The sequence below is a fragment of the Thermosporothrix sp. COM3 genome (assembly GCF_059696735.1).
In genome coordinates, this window is record NZ_AP019376.1 from 44,858 (window position 1) to 63,982 (window position 19,125).

Annotated in this window: 15 protein-coding genes and 1 pseudogene; 8 read left to right on the forward strand and 8 right to left on the reverse strand. The window is 49.4% G+C overall.

Annotated features, from left to right (window positions below; genetic code table 11):
- Positions 1-131 precede the first annotated feature (131 nt).
- Positions 132-701 carry a hypothetical protein gene (locus KTH_RS00205; RefSeq protein WP_497615713.1) on the forward strand — a complete coding sequence of 190 codons (570 nt, stop codon included), beginning with the start codon at positions 132-134 and terminating at the stop codon, positions 699-701.
- Between the two features lie 695 nt (positions 702-1,396).
- Here KTH_RS00205 and KTH_RS00210 read toward each other — a convergent pair.
- From KTH_RS00210 to vanH, 5 genes are all read right to left on the reverse strand, one after another.
- Positions 1,397-2,770, reverse strand: coding sequence for a UDP-N-acetylmuramoyl-tripeptide--D-alanyl-D-alanine ligase (locus KTH_RS00210; protein ID WP_497615715.1), 1,374 nt, complete (start codon positions 2,768-2,770; stop codon positions 1,397-1,399).
- Between the two features lie 99 nt (positions 2,771-2,869).
- Complete coding sequence (locus KTH_RS00215; protein ID WP_497615717.1) at positions 2,870-4,066, reverse strand: RNA-guided endonuclease InsQ/TnpB family protein; 1,197 nt, start codon at positions 4,064-4,066, stop codon at positions 2,870-2,872.
- A gap of 444 nt (positions 4,067-4,510) precedes the next feature.
- Positions 4,511-4,960, reverse strand: a complete 450-nt coding sequence (locus tag KTH_RS00220) for a GNAT family N-acetyltransferase (RefSeq protein ID WP_497615719.1) — start codon at positions 4,958-4,960, stop codon at positions 4,511-4,513.
- The gene (gene vanA / locus KTH_RS00225; protein WP_497615721.1) at positions 4,947-5,993 is read right to left on the reverse strand and encodes a D-alanine--(R)-lactate ligase; all 1,047 of its coding nucleotides are present in this window, start codon (positions 5,991-5,993) and stop codon (positions 4,947-4,949) included. The genes KTH_RS00220 and vanA overlap by 14 nt, the downstream gene beginning before the upstream one ends.
- Before the next feature lie 19 nt (positions 5,994-6,012).
- Positions 6,013-7,011: a D-lactate dehydrogenase VanH gene (gene vanH, locus KTH_RS00230; RefSeq protein WP_497615723.1), complete on the reverse strand. Its 999-nt coding sequence runs from the start codon at positions 7,009-7,011 to the stop codon at positions 6,013-6,015.
- A 645-nt stretch (positions 7,012-7,656) separates the two neighbouring features.
- On the opposite strand from vanH, the gene KTH_RS00235 reads away from it, so the two are divergent.
- Positions 7,657-8,772, forward strand: a complete 1,116-nt coding sequence (locus KTH_RS00235; protein WP_497615724.1) for a M15 family metallopeptidase — start codon at positions 7,657-7,659, stop codon at positions 8,770-8,772.
- 608 nt (positions 8,773-9,380) lie between these two features.
- Entirely contained in the window at positions 9,381-10,085 is a 705-nt protein-coding gene (locus KTH_RS00240; protein ID WP_497615726.1) for a C39 family peptidase, read from the forward strand.
- Positions 10,086-10,707: 622 nt separating this feature from the next.
- Here KTH_RS00240 and KTH_RS00245 read toward each other — a convergent pair.
- Positions 10,708-10,932, reverse strand: a complete 225-nt coding sequence (locus tag KTH_RS00245) for a glycosyltransferase (RefSeq protein ID WP_497615728.1) — start codon at positions 10,930-10,932, stop codon at positions 10,708-10,710.
- Between the two features lie 83 nt (positions 10,933-11,015).
- Between KTH_RS00245 and KTH_RS00250 the strand changes: the two genes are divergently transcribed.
- The 3 genes from KTH_RS00250 to KTH_RS00260 all read left to right on the forward strand — a co-directional run bounded on the left by KTH_RS00250 (position 11,016) and on the right by KTH_RS00260 (position 13,477).
- Complete coding sequence (locus KTH_RS00250; protein WP_497615730.1) at positions 11,016-11,696, forward strand: response regulator transcription factor; 681 nt, start codon at positions 11,016-11,018, stop codon at positions 11,694-11,696.
- A gap of 227 nt (positions 11,697-11,923) precedes the next feature.
- Positions 11,924-12,793 (forward strand): sensor histidine kinase, encoded by an 870-nt coding sequence (locus KTH_RS00255; protein WP_497615732.1) that lies wholly within the window; start codon positions 11,924-11,926, stop codon positions 12,791-12,793.
- Between the two features lie 216 nt (positions 12,794-13,009).
- The gene (locus KTH_RS00260; RefSeq protein ID WP_497615733.1) at positions 13,010-13,477 is read left to right on the forward strand and encodes a dihydrofolate reductase family protein; all 468 of its coding nucleotides are present in this window, start codon (positions 13,010-13,012) and stop codon (positions 13,475-13,477) included.
- Positions 13,478-13,896: 419 nt separating this feature from the next.
- On the opposite strand, the pseudogene KTH_RS00265 reads toward KTH_RS00260, so the two are convergent.
- Both KTH_RS00265 and KTH_RS00270 read right to left on the reverse strand, forming a co-directional pair.
- Positions 13,897-14,337, reverse strand: a pseudogene (locus KTH_RS00265) (ABC transporter permease); the annotation flags it as partial.
- Positions 14,338-14,427: 90 nt separating this feature from the next.
- Positions 14,428-15,426: a hypothetical protein gene (locus KTH_RS00270; protein ID WP_497615734.1), complete on the reverse strand. Its 999-nt coding sequence runs from the start codon at positions 15,424-15,426 to the stop codon at positions 14,428-14,430.
- A 162-nt stretch (positions 15,427-15,588) separates the two neighbouring features.
- Between KTH_RS00270 and KTH_RS00275 the strand changes: the two genes are divergently transcribed.
- Complete coding sequence (locus tag KTH_RS00275) at positions 15,589-16,029, forward strand: VOC family protein (RefSeq protein WP_497615736.1); 441 nt, start codon at positions 15,589-15,591, stop codon at positions 16,027-16,029.
- A gap of 1,596 nt (positions 16,030-17,625) precedes the next feature.
- Entirely contained in the window at positions 17,626-18,879 is a 1,254-nt protein-coding gene (locus KTH_RS00280) for an MFS transporter (protein ID WP_497615737.1), read from the forward strand.
- The last annotated feature ends 246 nt before the right edge of the window (positions 18,880-19,125 follow it).

A 19,125-nucleotide genomic window follows, 5' to 3' on the forward strand; every position in this document is an offset into this window, starting at 1 on the left:
AATACCATACTTCCTCTGCTTCTACGAAATACCACTGGTTTCCTGTCCCCTTAGCGCTACCACAACTCCGATCCAGAAGAACGAGGTCCCGTCTGTGCGCTTGAATCCAGAGCCTTGCAATCCGCTACATTATGCAACGCCCGCAAAATTGGCAGGATCGCTGGATACAATCAATCTCTGCTGACACTCCCTGGCAGATCCAGCAGTATCCCGTGGTGCTGTTGTTAGTTCAGGAGACCACTGAGATGGATTTGAGCCATTGTGCTCACCTCAGTGACACAGGGCAGGAGGGCAACCAAGGAGGCGAGGCTTTCATCCACGAGGTCAGCAGTACTTCTGCCAGAAAAACTGCTGTTCTCACAACACATCCTGCTCGGCAGGAAGCAGAGGGATGCCAACTTATACCATCCCTCTCATATCCCGAAACAAACCGGCTGTTCTCCAAACCCCTACACGCGATCTCTCATCTTCTTTCCACACGCTTCGCTTCCCGCAGTATCAATGCCGTCGGCCCCATCCAGCCAATAACCAGCTTTCGCCCGGCTCTCGTCATTCACCATCGCGTCATCTGCCTCTTTACACCCGGTCTATCCGGAGGCAAATCCGTGATCATTCAACCACTGCTTATCCGAGCCAATATAAACTTGCTAAACAAAAGCCTGTTGAATGATACGCTTCATTTTAGCCACAAATTCAGCTAAATCCTCCCAATCATGTTGTGGCTATTGCATATCTAGCTTGAGCTCATGCCACATTTTTGCTCTGTATCATCCGTCGCGGTTTCTATATCATTCATTTCTCTCAGTATGCCAGAGGGTAACAAAACTCAAGCTTCTCGCTATACCACTTTCTTCTGGATAGAACAGACAAAAACAAAATAAAAAATGCTGAATATCATAGTATAAAATGTCAGGGTGTTTGAGATATAGCAGAGTAAATATTCTGCGTGGCAAAACCGGTAGGAGTGATGCTTCATACAGTTTTCCCTGGGCCTCCAACGCCACTCATACAGCAACCAAACTCAGACTATGGCTCTCCTCTTGGACGAACAATGCGGGAATGGTGCACCGCTCCAGGAGGAGAAGCAGAGAGCCAAATACACTGTCACGCCTCTCCTACCAGGACTTCCTTTCTCTCATGGGTACTTACGCTCATCTTATAAACGATCCCCCATGTTGTCAGGTGCTTTGCCAGACGCTTTCTCCTCCCAGGAAGTACCTGTTGAGACACACGCCATTTGGCCTCTGCCTTTTACCATTGACATGTTATAATGGACACATCCCCATCTCTTGTCCCATCTTACAAAACCTCCTGCTCCTACAGGCATTCTTGTTCAACGCTTAGAGAGGAGAAAAGCACGGCTCTGTTCCTGTGATATGAGCAGGATCCTTTCTCTCTACTCAGACGAGAGCATTGCAAGCATAGTTTCCATCCTCATGCCGCGTGATCCTTTAAGGAGTACGAAATCACCTGGTCGTACCTCATGTTTAAGGAAATCGGCGGCGGTACGTTTGGCAGCTTCTAATTCCGCACTATTGTTTACGTCAGCGCTAAAGTAGTAGGCGTTCTTTTCTGGCATACCCGAGGAGATAGCGCCCTCAACATAGAAACGGGCCTGATCACCAATGGCAATTAGATAGTCCACAAGACCAGCCAGGGAGGAGCCGCAAGCGGAGTGCTCGGTGTGTGCATAGGTACCTAGCTGGAAGATATCGCCCAGAATGGCCCAACGCTTCCCCTTAGGAGCCTGGCTTGTATTGTACATAGCACTGGCAATGGCGATGATCGACTGACGATTAGCGTTATAGCTATCATCGATGAGGATACTGTTGTTGGGACCGGGCTTGATTTCGCAGCGTCCTGGTGCAGGTGAGAGATCTTCCAGGGCCGAGGCGATATCGTCCAATGACATCTCTGCCGCGCAGCCAGCTGCTGCCGCTGCGAGGGCGATGGTGACACCGTGTTCTCCAGGAAGACGAAGCTGAACGGGCCGCTGTTGATCATGATAGTGCAGCGTGAAGCTATGCCCGAAGAGGGTATCACCGCCTATGTTACTGGCACGTACTGTAGCCCCTTCACCTGTGCCATAGTAGAGAATGTGTGCTTGCGTTTTCGCCGCCATAGCGCGAACAAGTTCATCATCATAGTTAAGAATGGCGAAACCGTCAGGGGTGAGAACCTGCACCAACTCGCTTTTGGCGATGGCGACGCGTTCCTGTGTGCCAAAGTATTCAAGATGAGCGGCGCCGACAGTGGTAATGATAGACCAGTGGGGGCTGGCGATGGAATTGCAGAGCCAGGTTAGCTCGCCGACCCGTTGAGCTCCCATCTCCAGCACAGCATAGCGGTGTTGTGGCTCCAGGCGGAGGAGCGTGATGGGATAGCCAAGCTCGTGGTTATATGATGCATAGGTTTTCAAGGTGGGAGCTTTATGGCTAAGCACGGCGGCTACCGCATCTTTTGTGCTTGTTTTACCATTGCTCCCGGTAATACCTATGCGGATGGTGTCTTCCTGACGTTGGGTACGTGCGCGAGCTGTGGCGTGAAGGGCAGAAAGAACGTCGGGAACGATGATCTGTAGGAAATCAGGAGGCACGTCACTGGCTGGTGCACTGCAAAGAGCGGCCAGCGCGCCTGCACGAGCAGCAGCAGAAATGAAGTGGTGCCCGTCACTGTTTGCTCCTTTGCGAGCAATAAAGAGGTCGCCGGGCATGATCAGGCGGCTGTCATGATGGGCCGAGCGAAAGACAAGCTCGGCATCGGGTGGCACGCTACTGAGCAGCCTGGGCCTGACAGCGTCATCCGCATTACCTTGTAGTAGATCATTAAGATTGACACTCCCCAGGCCAGAAGGGCGGGGATTCTTCCTTCATCCAGCCTGCTTGCGCGGCGCCGCAGTGCGACGACGCGTAGCGGCAGGCTGTCCAGAAGCGTTCGACGAGACACCCTCGTCGGTTCCCGTCTGCCCGACGGTACCCTGTAGCGCTTTGTGCAAGATATTCAAGGCGGCATTGTGATCGCGGTCGAGGAGCAGCCCACAGTGAGGACACAGATGCGTACGCATACTCAAGCTCTTCTTGACCCGCTGCCCACAACGAGAACAGTTCTGAGTTGTAAAGGCCGGTTCCACCCCGATCACCGGAACACGATGCAGCGTGCCATCGTAATTCACCCACCAGAGGAAGCGACCCCACGCCGCATCAGAAATGCTCTTGGCCAGATGACGGTTCTTGACGAGATGACGGATCTGCAAGGCTTCGTAGGCAATCACGTCGTGAGACGAGACAAGCGCGTTCGCCTGCTTTCTGGCGACATCCTCGCGCTGCCGTTGCACCTTGAGATACGCTTTGCTGAGGGCTTGACGGGCTTTGCGCCGATTGCGGCTGCGCTTCTGCGTCTTCGAGAGCCGACGATGCAGCCGCTTGAGCCGCCGTTCCGCCTTGCGGAGATCCTGAGGAGGAGCCACGGTGTTGCCTTCGGAGTCAGTGAAGAAGGCACGCAGCCCCAGATCAATGCCCACCTGCTTGCCAGAGGGCTGATGCTCAACGCGTCGCGTGGCCGCCACCGCACATTGGCAATAATACCCATCGGCCCGCCGGAGCAGTCGTACCCGCTTGATCTGTGAGAGGGGAAAGGCCATGATATCACGCGAGCCGATGAGGCGCAGCCGGCCAATGCCACAGCCATCTGTGAACCGAATGTGTACCCCATCAGGATCCAGCTTCCAGCCCGTCTGCTTGTCCTCGACACTGCGACAATCGTGCTGGAACTGAGGAGAGCCCTTCTTTCCTGGTTTCTTCTTCTTGCAATGCTCATAGAAGCGGGAGATGGCAGCCCACGCCCGGTCAGCGGCAGCTTGCCGGGCCTGCGAGTTGAGGGAGAGCGCAAAAGGGAACTGTCTGGCGAGCACAGCACAATACCGCTGCAGATCATTCCTGGAGACGCCACGTGCATCCATCCAGAGGCGCAGGCACGTATTGCGAATGAACTGGGTGGTGCGGATGGCTTCCTCGATGGCGGCGAATTGCGCCTTCGACCCATCGAGCTTGTATTCGGAGATCAGCATCCCTTGCTCCTTGTTCGTCCTCACTATCTTCGCGTATCCTAACACAACGATTGTCTTCTGTCAAGCGAAGGGGAACGTCCTGCCGCTGCTTGCTTCCTGCGCCATCCATCCCCTTGGCTGAAGCCAGGGGCCTTCTGCCGCTTTTTGGTAAACATCCTATTGCATCCTTTGCTATTTAAAAATAACAAGATTACACCCTGGCATGCAATACCTATTTCCTCCGCCATGCATTTAGCACCTCAAAGCATATCTTCTCTTCCAAAAATTGTTGAAAAGATCTTGAATATCATAAAAGCAAACCGAAAGAAAGAAAAAACGGCATAAAGATCACCTCTCTCAAACTGTTTTGTGAAAAATCTGCAAATGGAACCAGGTTAAGGCCTTAAAGCTTGCGCCTCTCAGCATGTCAGCATCCATCGGTCTTGCCTGGATGCGGCTCGTCTCTCATAAACGCTTCCGAAACACGGATGAAGTGACGGTTTCGTACCCCATCATGTGATAGAACTGGTGGGCATCGGTTCGGGTTACATGCGAGCGTAAATAAATGCTCCAACATCCCTGCTCGCGCGCCCACTGTTCTGCTGCTTGCAGGAGACGGCGGCCTGCACCGCTGCGACGAACGACTGCATCCACCACCAGTCCCCCAATTTGCGCCTCCGGGTCCGTATGGATGAGGAAGCAGCGATAGACATGGACCCACCCGAGCAGATGTCCGTCTGGACGTTCTGCCACAAAGAGTGCATGATCACTTTGCAGCAGAAGCGGAGTTAGCCGACGCGAGAGATGCTCTTCGGTAACAGGGTATCCTAGCTGTTCACACAAGTGTGCTAACTGTTCTGCATCACCCTGGCAGGCAAGGCGAATTGTTACTGCTCTGTTGTCATTGCTCATCATCTTTTCCCTTCAATGCATACGACACCATCTGGTCAATCACTTCGGCAAATGATAACCCTGCGCCCGCCATCATTCGCGGATAACGGCTGTATGAAGTCATACCGGGCAACGTATTAACCTCGTTAAGTACTACCTCCCCATCTTCCTTCAAGAACATATCTACGCGCGAAAGTCCCCTGCATCCCAGGGCGCGATATATAGCTTTTGCCGTCTGCTGAACGCGCAAGCGCGCCTCTGCCGAAATGTCAGCGGGGACGATTACTGTTGAGTTTTCGGAACCGCTTTCAGGGTTATTCTCCTGATGAATTCTGAAAAAGCCGTGAGAGAGACGAATTTGATCTATCTCGCCTACGATCAAATCCTGATCGTTCCCTAATATCGCACATCCCACCTCGCTACCAACGACAACCTCTTCGATCAGCACCTTCGAGTCATATTGCCTTGCAGTTTCCACCGCGCTCTGCAATTCTTCTTTTCGAGATACTTTGCTAACGCCGAAAGATGACCCCGAACGGGCAGGCTTTACAACGACGGGATAAGGAAGCCGGTTGGCGTCAATGTCTTTGTCCGCTGTGACAATCCAGAAATTCGGCGTGGCAATTCCTGCGTTTCTAACGACGATATAAGCAAGGGATTTGTCCATACACAGAGCAGAACTTTGGATATCGCAGCCTACATAGGGGATGCCGGAAAGCTCCAACAAACCCTGAATCGCACCATCCTCGCCGAGTTTACCGTGCAGAACGGGAAGCACTATATCCAAACGGATCGTTTCGTATTGTCCCTGTTCCAAAACAAGCAATCCGTGGACGCTTCTATCCGGTGACAGCATAGCCGGACGGCAATTATTGTTTTCCCAATTTGCGCCAGGACCGTCACAAAGCTTCCAGGCGCCGCCCTTCGTAATCCCGATATAGAACGGTTCATACTTTTTGATATCGAGGTGTTTTGCAACCTCTTGCGCAGATTTAACGGAGATGGAATGTTCTTCGGAACAGCCTCCGAATATAATTGCAACTTTCAACCTCTCCATGCTCTTTTTTTTCTCCTCTCTAAATAACCATTTTAGTACTGGGTGGTGTCCCCAGATATGGTAGTTCCCTTTCAAACTTCAGGCAATTGATAAGAGTATTTTCAACAATATCTCTCAGAGCGTGATCTGTGTGATAGGCAGTATGCGGAGTAATAAGCACATTTGGTAATTTTTGTAACCGCAACAACAGTTTGTTTTCAATGGGTTTGTTTCTATAGTCAGCATAGAATATTCCTTCCTCTCCTTCGAGGACATCCAGCGCTGCACCGCCTAATCTCCCGCTTTCCAGCGCAGGAATAAGAGCCTCGGTATCAACAAGTGAACCGCGTCCAGTATTGATAATGAACGCGCCGTCCTTCATTTGCTGGATCCGTTGACGATTCAAAAGGTGGTTTGTATCCGAGTTAAGTGGTGTATGGAGTGTTACAATATCGCTCTGCTGTAACAATTCATCAAGCGGAACGTAGTTGGCAGAGGTTTTGGGACGATGGTCATAGGCTAATATGTGGCAGCCAAAGCCCCGCAGCCGTCCCATTACTGCTACACCGATACGTCCTGTCCCAATTACCCCAACAGTCATATCCCGTAATTCTTTCCCACGTACGTCATTCAATCGGAAATCGTGGATTTCTGCACGGCTGATAGTGGATTTTGCATTTCGCACCGCCATCAGCATCAACATGAGCGTGTAATCAGCTACGCTATCGGGCGAATACACGACATTTTCAACAGAGATACCAACGCTCTGCGCGAAATCTACGTCAATATGGTTACATCCAGTACTTCTTGTGGAGATATACGCTACACCGGCCTGACTAAGCGCCCGAAGAATGGAATTTGTGATTTGAGTTTTATGGCTGACACTGATGCATCGATTCCCAAATGCCAGCTCAATATTGGCTTCAGATACCGGTGCCGCTGTGATAGTTGGCATAATACCAAAACGAGGCGCCATCTCTCGGAACGAAACGGCCTCGTCCTGCTCGCATCCATAAATTGTAATTCCCATTTTCGCCATGATTTATACACCCTGTTTCGTTTTTACTTACGTTTTCATCTCTACAATGGGAAGCGTAGCTGCAAGTTGTGAAAATGATATGAAAGGCACCATTCCGATAGTTGTGGAAAGACAAAATCCCTCAGACACAGATCCATAATTGATCAGAGAAAGATCACTCTCGCTCCTCACAAAGGCCGGTCCAGTCTCGTAAACAGGACCTCCTGGTCGACACTCAGCGCTGTTAACATGATGGTGGGATCGATTTGATCTCCATGATGCACGGCGGAATGAACCCCATCAAGGTAGAGAATACTTCAATGGGCCTGCGATAGACGCTGATGCCAGGCCTCAAATCATTCAGCCAGTGTTTGGTTGAGACGATTGGCTGACTTACACCCGGAGCCACTCCGATTAGCATTTGAACCACTTCTTCCACATTTAAAAATGGAGCGTTTTGCATGATTTATGCCTGTAGTATCTCCTCATTTCCCTTTCTCTGGACAGGCCAAATCTCTACACACCCTCCAGGATGGTGCCTGAAATGTATCCATCAAGTACGGCTAAATGGAAATTTCATATCATTTTCACACCTGAACGGCATCCTGGTGGATAGAAAGAACATACGTTAATGACCTCCCTGTGGATAGAAGGAGCATACGTTTCATGGTCATAGTCGAAAAAAATGAAATATATCCAGCAATTCCTCTTGACGCCGGTCAAGTTCAAGGGTGGGAAGATATTCCTCTCAGAGAGGACGACGGCCTCGATCCATTAATCCCATTAGGACCCTTATCGCAGGAAGCTGAATTTTTAATGACATCCTCTATCTATTTTGGTGAACATAGTAACTCACCTTATGCAGAGCATAGAAATAAATTAGAGGGTAGCCTGCTAACACTTTTTGCTCGTCAGTCAGTTGTTCGTCGTTTGTTAGTTGCAGAGCAACTCTTACCAGCTGGTCATCATCTGCTAGTATTCGATGCTTACAGGCCTTATCAGGTGCAGAAGTCGCTTCATGATTTCTATAAGCAAAAACTCAGAGAAAAATATCCAGATATGGATAACGAGACACTGGAGACTGAAACTCAAAAATATGTTTCGCTTCCATCGATGGATCTGACTCGACCTTTTCCACATAATACAGGTGGGTCGGTAGATGTAGCGATTGTAAAACTGGACCAGGCGCATGAAGAGGAGTTGCTTCAAATTCGTTCCCTCCTTACCGATGTCAATCTAGATGGCGCAAAGCGGGTTGGCATGGAAATGCGGCTGTCAGCAATCATGAGACGCCATGCCAAAATGCTCGATTTTGGTACTGCCTTTGATCATGGGGGTGAAAAGTCCGCTCTGGCATATTATGAGTCTAAAATTGCCGCCGGGGAGATCTTGACAGAGAGCGATATGCTGGCCTGCAACAATCGTCGATTCCTATTCTGGATTATGACGCAGGCTGGCTTCCAGCCCTACTTTGCAGAATGGTGGCACTTCAACGCACCCGAGTCTCAAATGGGAGCAGCTACTGCCGGACTCGATTACGCAACCTTCGGGGCCATGAGTCTTGATGAAAGCAATATAGCCCATGAAAATACACGTCTTAAAATTCGTCAGGAGGCGCTGAAGCTACAAAGAGAAGGAGAACTGGCTATAGCACGTACAGATGGTCAAACTGTTGCTCAGACGGCCTTACTCGTTGAAATCCTGGCCGCCATTCGCGAAACAGGAGACCCAACACTGGTGGAAGATTGGCCCGCAGAGATTATCGCACCACCAGAAGCATAATCTCTCTCTGGCGAATTACAGGAACCATTTCTCGCCTGGGTAGCAGCAAGCGATCCTTATATAGTCACTACCAGCCGAATCGTGCTCTTTGAAAGACCACCTGCTTCCCGACAACCTCTCGGGTAAGGAAGCATCTATCTTGAATATATATGCTTCCCGGGTGGGCAGGAACTGACGGCTGCGTTGCCACAAGAAAGCTGCTCTTTTGCGAAGAGCAGCGGCTTTGGCTTCATACGATAGCAAGTGGTAGACCCTTTTACGAGATGGCGGGACTTGTGACTACTCTGGCAGAAATGGAGTTGATCTGGTAGCTAAAACCAATGAGAAAGAATAGAAAGGGCAACACCACAACAGGTATATAGGCTCTCAGCTGTCTCAACAAGCTCCTTACGCGAATCTGCGCGTACAAGCAACCGGTCAGATATGGCAGAAAAAGCTATTGTGCAAACGAGATGCAGGACATAAAAAGGCAGATGCTCATCTGTATCTTGTTGCCACATGGCAAATCGAACCTGGTACGAAGTGCGAACATTTGGTAAAGACGTTTGTTAATAGGTCACATCTAGCACAAGTTCTATCCTTAGAAAAATGAAAGGCTGTAGCTTCACATGGAATGGAATACGTTAGCTGGCACATTATCTGATGTGTCCTTATCTGGCAGGTATTGTTATCCCCAAAAAATCTCTTACTGCGCACAATTTGCCAGTCCTGAACTCATTTATTCGTATTGTCATGAGCATTTTGATGGAAGACAGGATCCGCGTTGGCGTGAATTTGGAACTGAAGACGTTGAAGAATATTGTTTTTGGTGCTCTCGGTCTTGCGCAATTGCTTGCTTAAAAATGTGCATTGAAACCCTGGCGAGGCCGAAACACCCCCCAAGCATGATCGAGCTTATCAGGCAAGGACTTGCTGAAGGTGGATATATCATTCACAACGAACAGGGTGAGTTAGTCAACTTCGGATGGATCTATCAACCACTGGTAAATGTAGGACAGTCCTATGATATCAAGGGACGAGTTTATAGGACTCTCTCTATTGAGAAGATCTGTTCTTTGCTCCTTACAGGAGCGCTCGTTATTGCTTCCGTTAGTGACGAAATTGGTGAACACAATGACACTCCTATTACCCATAAAGGGGGACATGTTGTCCTTGTGCATGGGTTTGAATGGTCAAATCAGAAGTGTCAAACGCTTCTGATTCACAATCCATCTGGAAGATTTCCAGAGCTACAGGAAAATGCCGTAATTCCCTACGACAGATTTGCCGCAGCCTTCGCCGGGAGAGGAATTTGCATTTTGGTCGACAGATGAGCAAAACAAATGAAGTTCGATAGTAACCCGGATTGTACGACTACAATAGATCACATCATTTGAAGGAAGCATATTGCAGTACCGCGATGCTCTTTTTGTCACGCCTGCTCACAGAGAGCTTCCAGGAAATCAGAACATATTCATTTTTGTATGGATAGAGGAGCATCACAAAAGATAGAAAATAGTGGCCCGCATTGATCTCAAATCCACGCATGGCAAATGTACCACCGAAAGAGATCAATGAGACATACGTTGATTTGCTAACAGAGAAATACGCTTATGATTGATCGATCCCAATCCCAGATGAATAGCCGTAGCTCAGGCAATAAGCGCTAATGGAGCGCCAAAATCGGCGCGAAATGTGGGCAGCACATCAGGCCCTATCATGAACGTTCAGCAATTGATCGCCTGAAAACCACACCCTTTACGAACGTTTGCGTACTACTTTTGTCAATTCAAGCGGAGGCGAAGCAGTACCACTTAGAGCTGCATCAGCACCAGTCCACACAAGCGAGTCGAGCGAGATCAGATCACATAATGCCCTGAACCAGCAGGAGTGTTTGCTGCTTCTACCTCTTTTCTCTAAAAGAAGTGAATAGGAGATCTCTCAGTGCCGTTGAAATTACAAAAACGATCCATCATGAATTGAGAAAGCAGGCGGTCTCAAACGATCAATGGCTTTGCCGCTGAACATTTGCCCGACGTGTTCAACATACATGTATTTACTACGCGCAATAAGGATTGCCGATACGGGCAGCGCACTCAGCTCACAGATTGAGGCCACACCGGCACGGGAAACCACAATATCAGGGTGCCTAACAATGCGCCATCTCCTCGTTGTTGACAAACGATCCTACCGTTTCATATCATTTTCACAACTTGCAGCTATGCTTCTCATTGTAAAGATTAATCAGGTGGGACACTGGACATATGAAAGTTTTGGTTATTGAAGACGAGGCACCGATTCGTGAGTTTGAAGTGACATACCTGCGTGATGCTGGATACGAAACAATCGAGGCGGCAGATGGTCACGCTGCGCTCGAACTGTTTGTGGAGCATACACCCGATCTCGCAATCATTGATATTAACCTGCCAAAGGTGAGCGGGTTAGATCTATGCAAAATTATCCGAACTACCTCCACCATACCAATCCTTATCGTCACCGCCCGCGATAGTGATGAAGACGAGGTCAAAGGGCTCTCCATGGGCGCCGACGATTACATCAAAAAGCCATTCAATCCAAACGTCCTGGTTGCACGCGTGCAAGCGCTCTTGCGCAGACACAAGAGGACAAGGCGACTACACTTTAAGGGTCTGGTTATCGATCCTGAAACCATGTCGGTCATTAAAGATGGTAAGTCTATCACGCTTACCACGACGCGATTCAATCTCTTGCTGGCACTTGCTTCCCATCCTCGCGCGGTACTTTCAAGGGCGCAACTTGTCAATCAAATTTATAACGACCCTTCAAGTCATTTTGTCTATGACCGCACCATTGATGCCCACATAAAAGCACTGCGCCAGTCAATTGAGACAGATCCGAAAAAACCACAATTTATAGAAACAGTATTCGGTAGTGGCTATCGCTTCATCGGAGAACCAGAGAAATGATAGACCTGGGCCTTTTCACCTTCCCTTTATACATCTTTACTATCGCTACCATTGTAGCGATAGTCGTAACAGTGGTCCTCAGAATCTTTAAAAGGAACCTGTTTAACCGGATCAGTACCCGTATTGCTGCACTTATACTTGCATCAGGACCAATTACACTCATCTTAATCCCTGTTGCAAACGAACTTCTCGCTCGAAGGATTAGGATTGGGGGGGAACGAAATTCCGTGGTAGCGCTGGTTGTATATGTGCTGATTGCACTCGGCACTCCTTTAGTCCTTGGTTTGCTTGCGGCGCGTTTTATACGACAGCCGTTGCGCCAATTTAAAGAGGCCATAGCCTCCCTGGAACAAAGCAATTATACAGTCCAGCTACAGTCAATGGGCATTCGTGAATTTGACGAAGTCTTTCTGAAGTTCAACAATCTCATCAATCGATTACGCCACGAAGAAAAGCTCCGCAAAGACTTAGTTTCAGATACCTCGCATGAGCTGAATACGCCCCTGACGACGATGATTGGACAACTCACCGCTATGCAAGAAGGCAAATATCCTATGACAGAGGAACGAATAGCCACTCTCAAGGATCAAGCTGAGCGGCTTGCGGAGCTAGTACGGCAGTTGGGCGCATATACAAAAGCACGCATGCCCTATACTGGCGAGACCGAAGATATACACTTGAGGCAGTTCTGTGAGGAGCTCATTCATCAGTTCAGCTTCAATCTCAAGCAAAAAGGAATAACTGCGAAGCTCCATATCGCAGAGGACTATATACTCCATACAAACCGTGGCGCACTTCAACAGATCCTTATAAATCTCATGCAAAATACTTTGCGTTATTCACAGGCATCAGAAGTCATCATTAAAGCTACTGCACACACACTTCTGTTTTCAGACAACGGGAAGGGGGTACCGTCAGAAAGCTTGCCCTACCTGTTCGAGCGCTTTTATAGAGTAGATGAATCTCGCAGCAGAGCTACCGGTGGCCTTGGACTTGGCTTAGCAATTGTAAGAGAATTAGCCGAGAGCCTGGGTTGGACTATAACCGCCGTCGCTGGCCACCCTGGTTTAACGTTCGTTCTAAAAATCAATCCATAGTTATCCCACACCCTGGAGCAATGAGTCAGGAGCTGTTACTGAAGCCACCATCGTTCAGCCAGGTGATGCTATAACCACGAAAAAGAAGACGATGTAGCGCCACTCCAATGAGCAGCTCCCGAAGCCGTGACGCGCCTGCGGCAATCGGCCGCCCCGCGAGGCGTTTCCCACCCAGCCCTCGCGTCGCATGCTGCCTTCGGACGCAAAACCTATGAGGTGTTTGCCGGCTCCTGGCCCAAGTCCACCGATCCGGAAGAACCACTCAACATAAGGCCAAAGTTCGTCTCATCCGGGACACTCCGTACGGTCAACTGGAACAACTCCATCCTGCTCAAGGGCGACGTTGTCCAGGAGGTTACGAAACTCAAGGCACAAGATGGCGAAGAGATTCAGGTCCATGGTAGCGGCAACCTCATCCAAACCCTCCTTCAGCACGATCTCGTTGATATCCTTCGTATTTGGCAGTTTCCTGTTGTTCTCGGTACTGGGAAGCGTCTGTTTGAGGGAGGTACGATCCCGCGCAGTTTTCGCCTTGTTGATACACAACTGAACACAACTGGTGCAGTTCTGCATGTTTACGAACGCCTGGGCGGCCTCAAGTACAGCGAAGTAGAGGTAGGTCAGGAAACCGTGATCTTTGATTCAGAATCATCATACCCCACGGGTGATGGAGAGACGCACTGAACGGATGATCTGCAACCCCTGTATACATCGACCAAAGAAGGGGGGCACAGAGAGATTCTCCTGATTCTCCCCAACTTCTTCAGGCGGACACCTGAGTCAGCAAATGCTGTGTGCGCCGATGGACGGCTGTCCACTTCGTCTCAACAGATGCAGTGCGTTCGAAAGACACGGTCATATCCGCCAACGAAGTTTCTATATTACAATGCACTCAAAATCTGCTATTCTCCTTTCAAGTTGCCTGGAGACGGAGTGATACTCCAGATAGGACGCTTTCTTCATTAAAATTGCATACATAAAATCCATACGATTGGTCCGGGCTGATTGATAGATGTATGAGCAAAAACGGGGCTGTCTCAAGCGAGGCACCCCTTCGGTCGTGCATGTCACAACCTTCCAGCCATACTCGCCAATCAATCGCGTTACACCAGCTTATGGTACAACCGGGCGAGATATCGCGAGCGCGTGACGAAAAAGAACACAGTCAGTACGGAGAGGAAAAAGAGAAAGATCTTGATCGTATGCTGCATGAGCGAAAAGTCAACAAGCTGTTGCAGGGCGGTAAAGGCGACGCTGCTGTGAACAATGGCCATTGCGATTGGCAGGAAGAACATCAACACCAATTGATGCGTAACGATTTTGTTTAATTCTTTTCTACTCAGTCCTACTTTGGCGATCATCTGATATTGCTGCTCATCCCTTTGCAAATCTGCATACAATCTGAAATAGATAAAGCTTGCTGCAAATGTAAAGAAGACGAGCCCAACTAATCCGCTCACAAGGAGTAAAATGCCGTTCTTTTGTCTTGCAGCAATCCATTCCAATACCAGCGCGTCCAACCTCTCGGCTTGACGACTATAGTTAATAGATTATACCAAATTTTGCGATACGTCTTTCGTTTTTTGCCAACCGTCTACGACATAGTGATAACGGATAGACAAAGTGCTCTTGTCCTACACACCAAATAATTTCCCATACATCGCATCAGAGACAACAAATGTCTTGCTTCCCTCACTTGGTAAAATGATCTCTGAGGCAGCTTTTTTGATGTGCAGCGTATAAACAGGTGTTCCTCTTGATACATGAATAACATCGCTTCCAAATCCATACAGGCGAAAATTGTTTCTTTGTGAAACATAAGTGGGTGCCGCAATTGCCTCCTCATCGGATAATGTTTCGGTTCCGTGTCCAAGTATATAAAGCAAATTGTTATAATCGCTCAGCTTCACGAGCGTGGCACCGTCATCCGTATAATCGGGGATATAAGAACCAACCCGATAGGGATACCCGTTCTTGGTCAGTTCGTTTTCAATTTCTCGTACACGCTGCTCTCTTAACGGATTATCCATCCCAGATGAATAGGTAAAAGCATACGGATTGGACATGACAGCCAATCCCGGATCACCGATCGCTAATGTAGTGCCGATACCGGAAAACGCGGTTGTGGAAATGATGGATACCAGAAAAAACATCACTGCATTATCTTTCATCCGATACGTTAATTCGGAAAGGGTCAGCAAATTGGTTTTCCTGAAAAAAACGTGCTGGTTCCGTTTCAAGGCGCGAATCACATACACGCTTAACTGGGTAAACAGGAAATACGTACCGAGAATGACCAGCCCTACGCCAGCCGCTAAAAGCGCAAACGAAAAGAGCATCCTGAGTGCAAAGACAAACGCCATAGCATAGCCTGAGCCGATTAATATGACAGCAAGCAAAGCGAGCCAAATCGATGCTTTCGGCTCCGGCTTTGGAGTCTCCTCGGACTTGACCAACGCGGCAATGGTTCCTTTTCTCACCAGCAGAGAGGTGGAAAGGGCAATCACGATAAACAACAAGAGGAACGCACCCGCCGTGATCCCAACCGCCTTCAGTGGAAGATAAAACGGCAGTCCGTCATCAATTGCCAACAGATTGGCGCAAATCAACAAGCACCTGGTAAGCTGCAGCATTCCAGGTAGGTGTTTCCATTAGCGACAAGCCCGAGACAACAGGTATCTTTCAACCGAGAGAACATCGGGATATAACGTAACGGCAGCTTAGCTCCCGATTGTTGATGGACCTCCTGTCTGGGTTCGTTGACAGGACGGACGAACATATTATAGAATGGACCCATGGCATTGAAACGAATGGACAACGTCGGTATCGTGGTGGAATCCCTCGATACCGCTATCTCTTTTTTCACTGAACTCGGCCTCGAGCTCGAAGGGCGAGCCATGGCAGAAGGCGAGTGGGCAGGGCGCGTCACTGGACTAGGTGACCAGCGCGTTGAGGTCGCCATGATGCGTACACCAGACGGCCACAGCCGGCTCGAACTCTCGCGATTTATCACGCCTCCTGTGGTCGCCGATCATCGGAATGCCCCGGTTAACGCTCTCGGCTACCTACGCATCATGTTTGCTGTGGACGACATCGATGATACGCTTGTCCGGCTCCGCAAGCACGGCGCAGAGCTTGTTAGCAGCGAAGTGGTCCAGTACCAAGACGTGTATCGGCTCTGCTACATCCGCGGACCTGAAGGACTTCTCATCGGGCTGGCCCAGGAACTCCGCTAAGTCGCGGTTTCACGTGGATCGCACGGACATAAAAGAGGAAACAGAAGGAGGAAACCTCGCTACTGAGATTCGAGAGAGACCCTGCTTCCTCGAAGCGTTCTTGCTGCATCATCACGTGTCTGCCGGAGATCAGTTACGGTGAGGGCTTCGGCCAGTGATCCAGGAGCAAGGGCTGAAGTTCGAGAAGCATGCAGAAGAGGGATTCTTGATAGAGAAAATCCCATCACGTTCCATCTGCATCAAAAGAAGGGGAGTGCCAAGAATTATATCTTCTCCTTGTCTTCCGCTCCTCAAACCCTTCTTTGTCACTGTCAAAAATGCCGATGGCATATACGCTCATACCAAAAATTCCGAGCAGATATACCCTGTTGGACGTTCATCTGTTATCCTCACTCGCTCCAGAGAGAAGCGAACGTTTTATTACCACGATTTTTCCGATCTACCCCGCACCTGTTGCCCACGATCATCTGTTCGGAATCTGCTCCTACGACAAGGCTGGCGTTGTGACTCACAATGAGTATCTGTCGTTCTTTCTTATACGCCTGGTTTGAATGGTGGGGGACGTGAAAACGAAGGCATCCATCATCGGGAATGGAGTTATGAACAAAACAAATGAAAAGACAGGAGCGAGCATGCGTTACGCATATCCATGTCGGGTCAAGCTGCTTCTGAACTCGTTCCTTAGACTACCCGGCTCCCATGACGAGTTCACATACGATGATTCAGGAGCAGTTACTGAGGCCATCATCGTTCAGCCAGGTAGTGCTACAACCACGAAAAAGAAGACGATGTCGTTGAATGTGATTGTCAGAAATCGCAGCATAGTTGACTCTACGTCATGACATGGTGTACAGCCTTTTTTGGATCATCATGAGGTGTTGCTTCTATTTTTCGACCCGTCAGTGCGATCCTGACGAAAAAACAGGACGTACCATATAACAGCAAAAAGTGGCTACAGTTCCTGTTCCACTCCCACAAACAAGGAAAGTTGTGTTGAATTCAGCACCTCTTCCTCCTCAGATGGAGATTGAGTATCGGTGTTTTTTGAGCCTGTTGGACAATATTCCCATCGCACCAGTCAAGAAAGTTCTTGACTATTTTCATACTATCACATAGAATAGTCCAGCAACCAAAAATTAACGGAGGTTCTGACAACGTATGCCGGATCATCGCTAACTCCATCCCGTTTCATCTTCTGAGACATACATCACCATACATATTCCCATGTATTCCCTCGTCTTTCACTGGAAGATACAGTCACTTATCACTGCATATCGAGCTTAAACGGAGGGCAATACCTGTGTACACTATTTATTGATAGCAACAATACACAGATGGGAAAACAAGTATTCTATGGTGCGAAAGCGGATATGGAGAAGCGTGGCAAAGAGGTGTCAGGTATGGACCATAGGCTTGTTGTGCATCGCTGATTTTCCCAATCAAGCCTCGTTTATGTCGTTTTTCCTCTGTTAAAAAGCGCATGTTCAATGTTCATGCAAAAGATTGCCAGACTGTTCCTCATCTCCTCTTTCTGTCTCCTCATTTCTTTCAAATGTCTTCGCACTAATCCTGTTTTTCCTTTAAAGAGGTTTCTGCATGTCACCTATTACAAAACAGACGGAAATCATTCCACAACAACCCATTTCCCTTTGGCGCAATCGTGACTATCTTTTGCTTTGGTTCGGTCAGGCCGTCTCCTCACTCGGCACGAGTTGCACGCAGTTCGCGTTTCCACTGCTCATTATGGGACTGACGCGTTCGATCGCTGCTGCCGGGCTGGCATATAGCCTGGGACAGCTTCCCTACGTTCTCCTGAGCCTCCCCGCCGGGGCACTGGTGGATCGCTGGCCACGCAAACGAGTGATGCTTCTCTGTACCTTCTGCTTAATGATGTGCGTAGCAAGCATTCCCCTGGCGTTATTCCTGACCAGCGGACCACTACGGCTGTTTCTCCTCTACGCCATAGCCTTTGGCCTGGGCGCCATTTCGCTTTTCTATGAGCTGGCCAAATTGGCAGCGCTGGCATGGGTTGTGCCAAAGAGCCAGCTCACTACAGCAGTGGCACAGAACGAGTTGATCGTTAGCTCCTGCTCTCTGTTCGGACCCGCGCTGGGCAGCTGGCTCTTTAGCATCACACGGCTGCTCCCGTTCATCACAGATGCGCTTTCCTCTCTGGTCTTGCTCATCTCATTGCTCTCCATACGCTCACCCATGCAAGACGAACGGAGGACGGAGCGTCACCATCTGCTCTTAGAAGTGCGCGAGGGGCTCACCTGGCTATGGTCGCAGAAGGTTATGCGCTCGATTTTCCTGATTTCCAGCTATCTTAACCTTACCATAACAGCCAGCGCGCTTCTCGTCCTGACCATTGTGCAACAGCAGCATATCCCGTCCATGCTCTATGGCTTGATCGTCGCAAGTGGCGGCGTCGGGAACCTGCTTGGCACGGTGCTCAGCCCACCATTGCAACGGCACATACGCTTTGGCACAGCGTTGGGTTGTGCCCTGATGGTGTTCGTGTTGCTCTGGCCCCTCTATGGCTTCATCACGACGCCACTGCTGCTGGGAGCCATCTTCGCGGGTATCGCTCTCTCCGACTCGATCCGTGCTATCTTCATGGACAGTTATCGCTTCGCTGTCGTACCAGACGCCCTGCAAGGCCGCATCAGTAGCATCTATCGCGTGATCTTATTCAGCGTACTCACTGTAGGCTCCTCCGCACTTGGGCTGAGCCTGGAGCACCTGGGCATTTTGCCTACCGTGGGCATTGTGTGGAGTGGCCTGCTTCTGATAACCGGATTTCTGTTTCTCTCTCGGCATATGCGGCAAGCGACATTCCCACAAGGGTAAGATCTATCTGCTTCCGTAGAAATAGGCAAGACTGCAATGGACGCGTAATCCGGTCTGTTCATGCTCAAAGAGCTGGTACTAACCTGGTGAACTCATTAGCTTTCTATCAGTGATATGGTACGTCGTATCTTTTCGTCAAAAAACACTGACCGACCTTTATCGCATTCCCTTTCAGACGAACAGGCCTATCAGAGAGGGAAGCAGGCCGAAGGAGAGGGACCGTTGCTGGCCCTTCTCCCTCGACAC

Excerpts from the sequence above, each read along its gene's own strand:
- KTH_RS00205 (WP_497615713.1), top strand. The coding sequence starts at position 132 with ATGCAACGCCCGCAAAATTGGCAGGATCGCTGGATACAATCAATCTCT.
- KTH_RS00215 (WP_497615717.1), bottom strand. The coding sequence starts at position 4,066 with ATGCTGATCTCCGAATACAAGCTCGATGGGTCGAAGGCGCAATTCGCC.
- KTH_RS00220 (WP_497615719.1), bottom strand. The coding sequence starts at position 4,960 with ATGATGAGCAATGACAACAGAGCAGTAACAATTCGCCTTGCCTGCCAG.
- vanA (WP_497615721.1), bottom strand. The coding sequence starts at position 5,993 with ATGGAGAGGTTGAAAGTTGCAATTATATTCGGAGGCTGTTCCGAAGAA.
- vanH (WP_497615723.1), bottom strand. The coding sequence starts at position 7,011 with ATGGCGAAAATGGGAATTACAATTTATGGATGCGAGCAGGACGAGGCC.
- KTH_RS00235 (WP_497615724.1), top strand. The coding sequence starts at position 7,657 with ATGGTCATAGTCGAAAAAAATGAAATATATCCAGCAATTCCTCTTGAC.
- KTH_RS00240 (WP_497615726.1), top strand. The coding sequence starts at position 9,381 with ATGGAATGGAATACGTTAGCTGGCACATTATCTGATGTGTCCTTATCT.
- KTH_RS00250 (WP_497615730.1), top strand. The coding sequence starts at position 11,016 with ATGAAAGTTTTGGTTATTGAAGACGAGGCACCGATTCGTGAGTTTGAA.
- KTH_RS00270 (WP_497615734.1), bottom strand. The coding sequence starts at position 15,426 with ATGCTGCAGCTTACCAGGTGCTTGTTGATTTGCGCCAATCTGTTGGCA.
- KTH_RS00275 (WP_497615736.1), top strand. The coding sequence starts at position 15,589 with ATGGCATTGAAACGAATGGACAACGTCGGTATCGTGGTGGAATCCCTC.
- KTH_RS00280 (WP_497615737.1), top strand. The coding sequence starts at position 17,626 with ATGTCACCTATTACAAAACAGACGGAAATCATTCCACAACAACCCATT.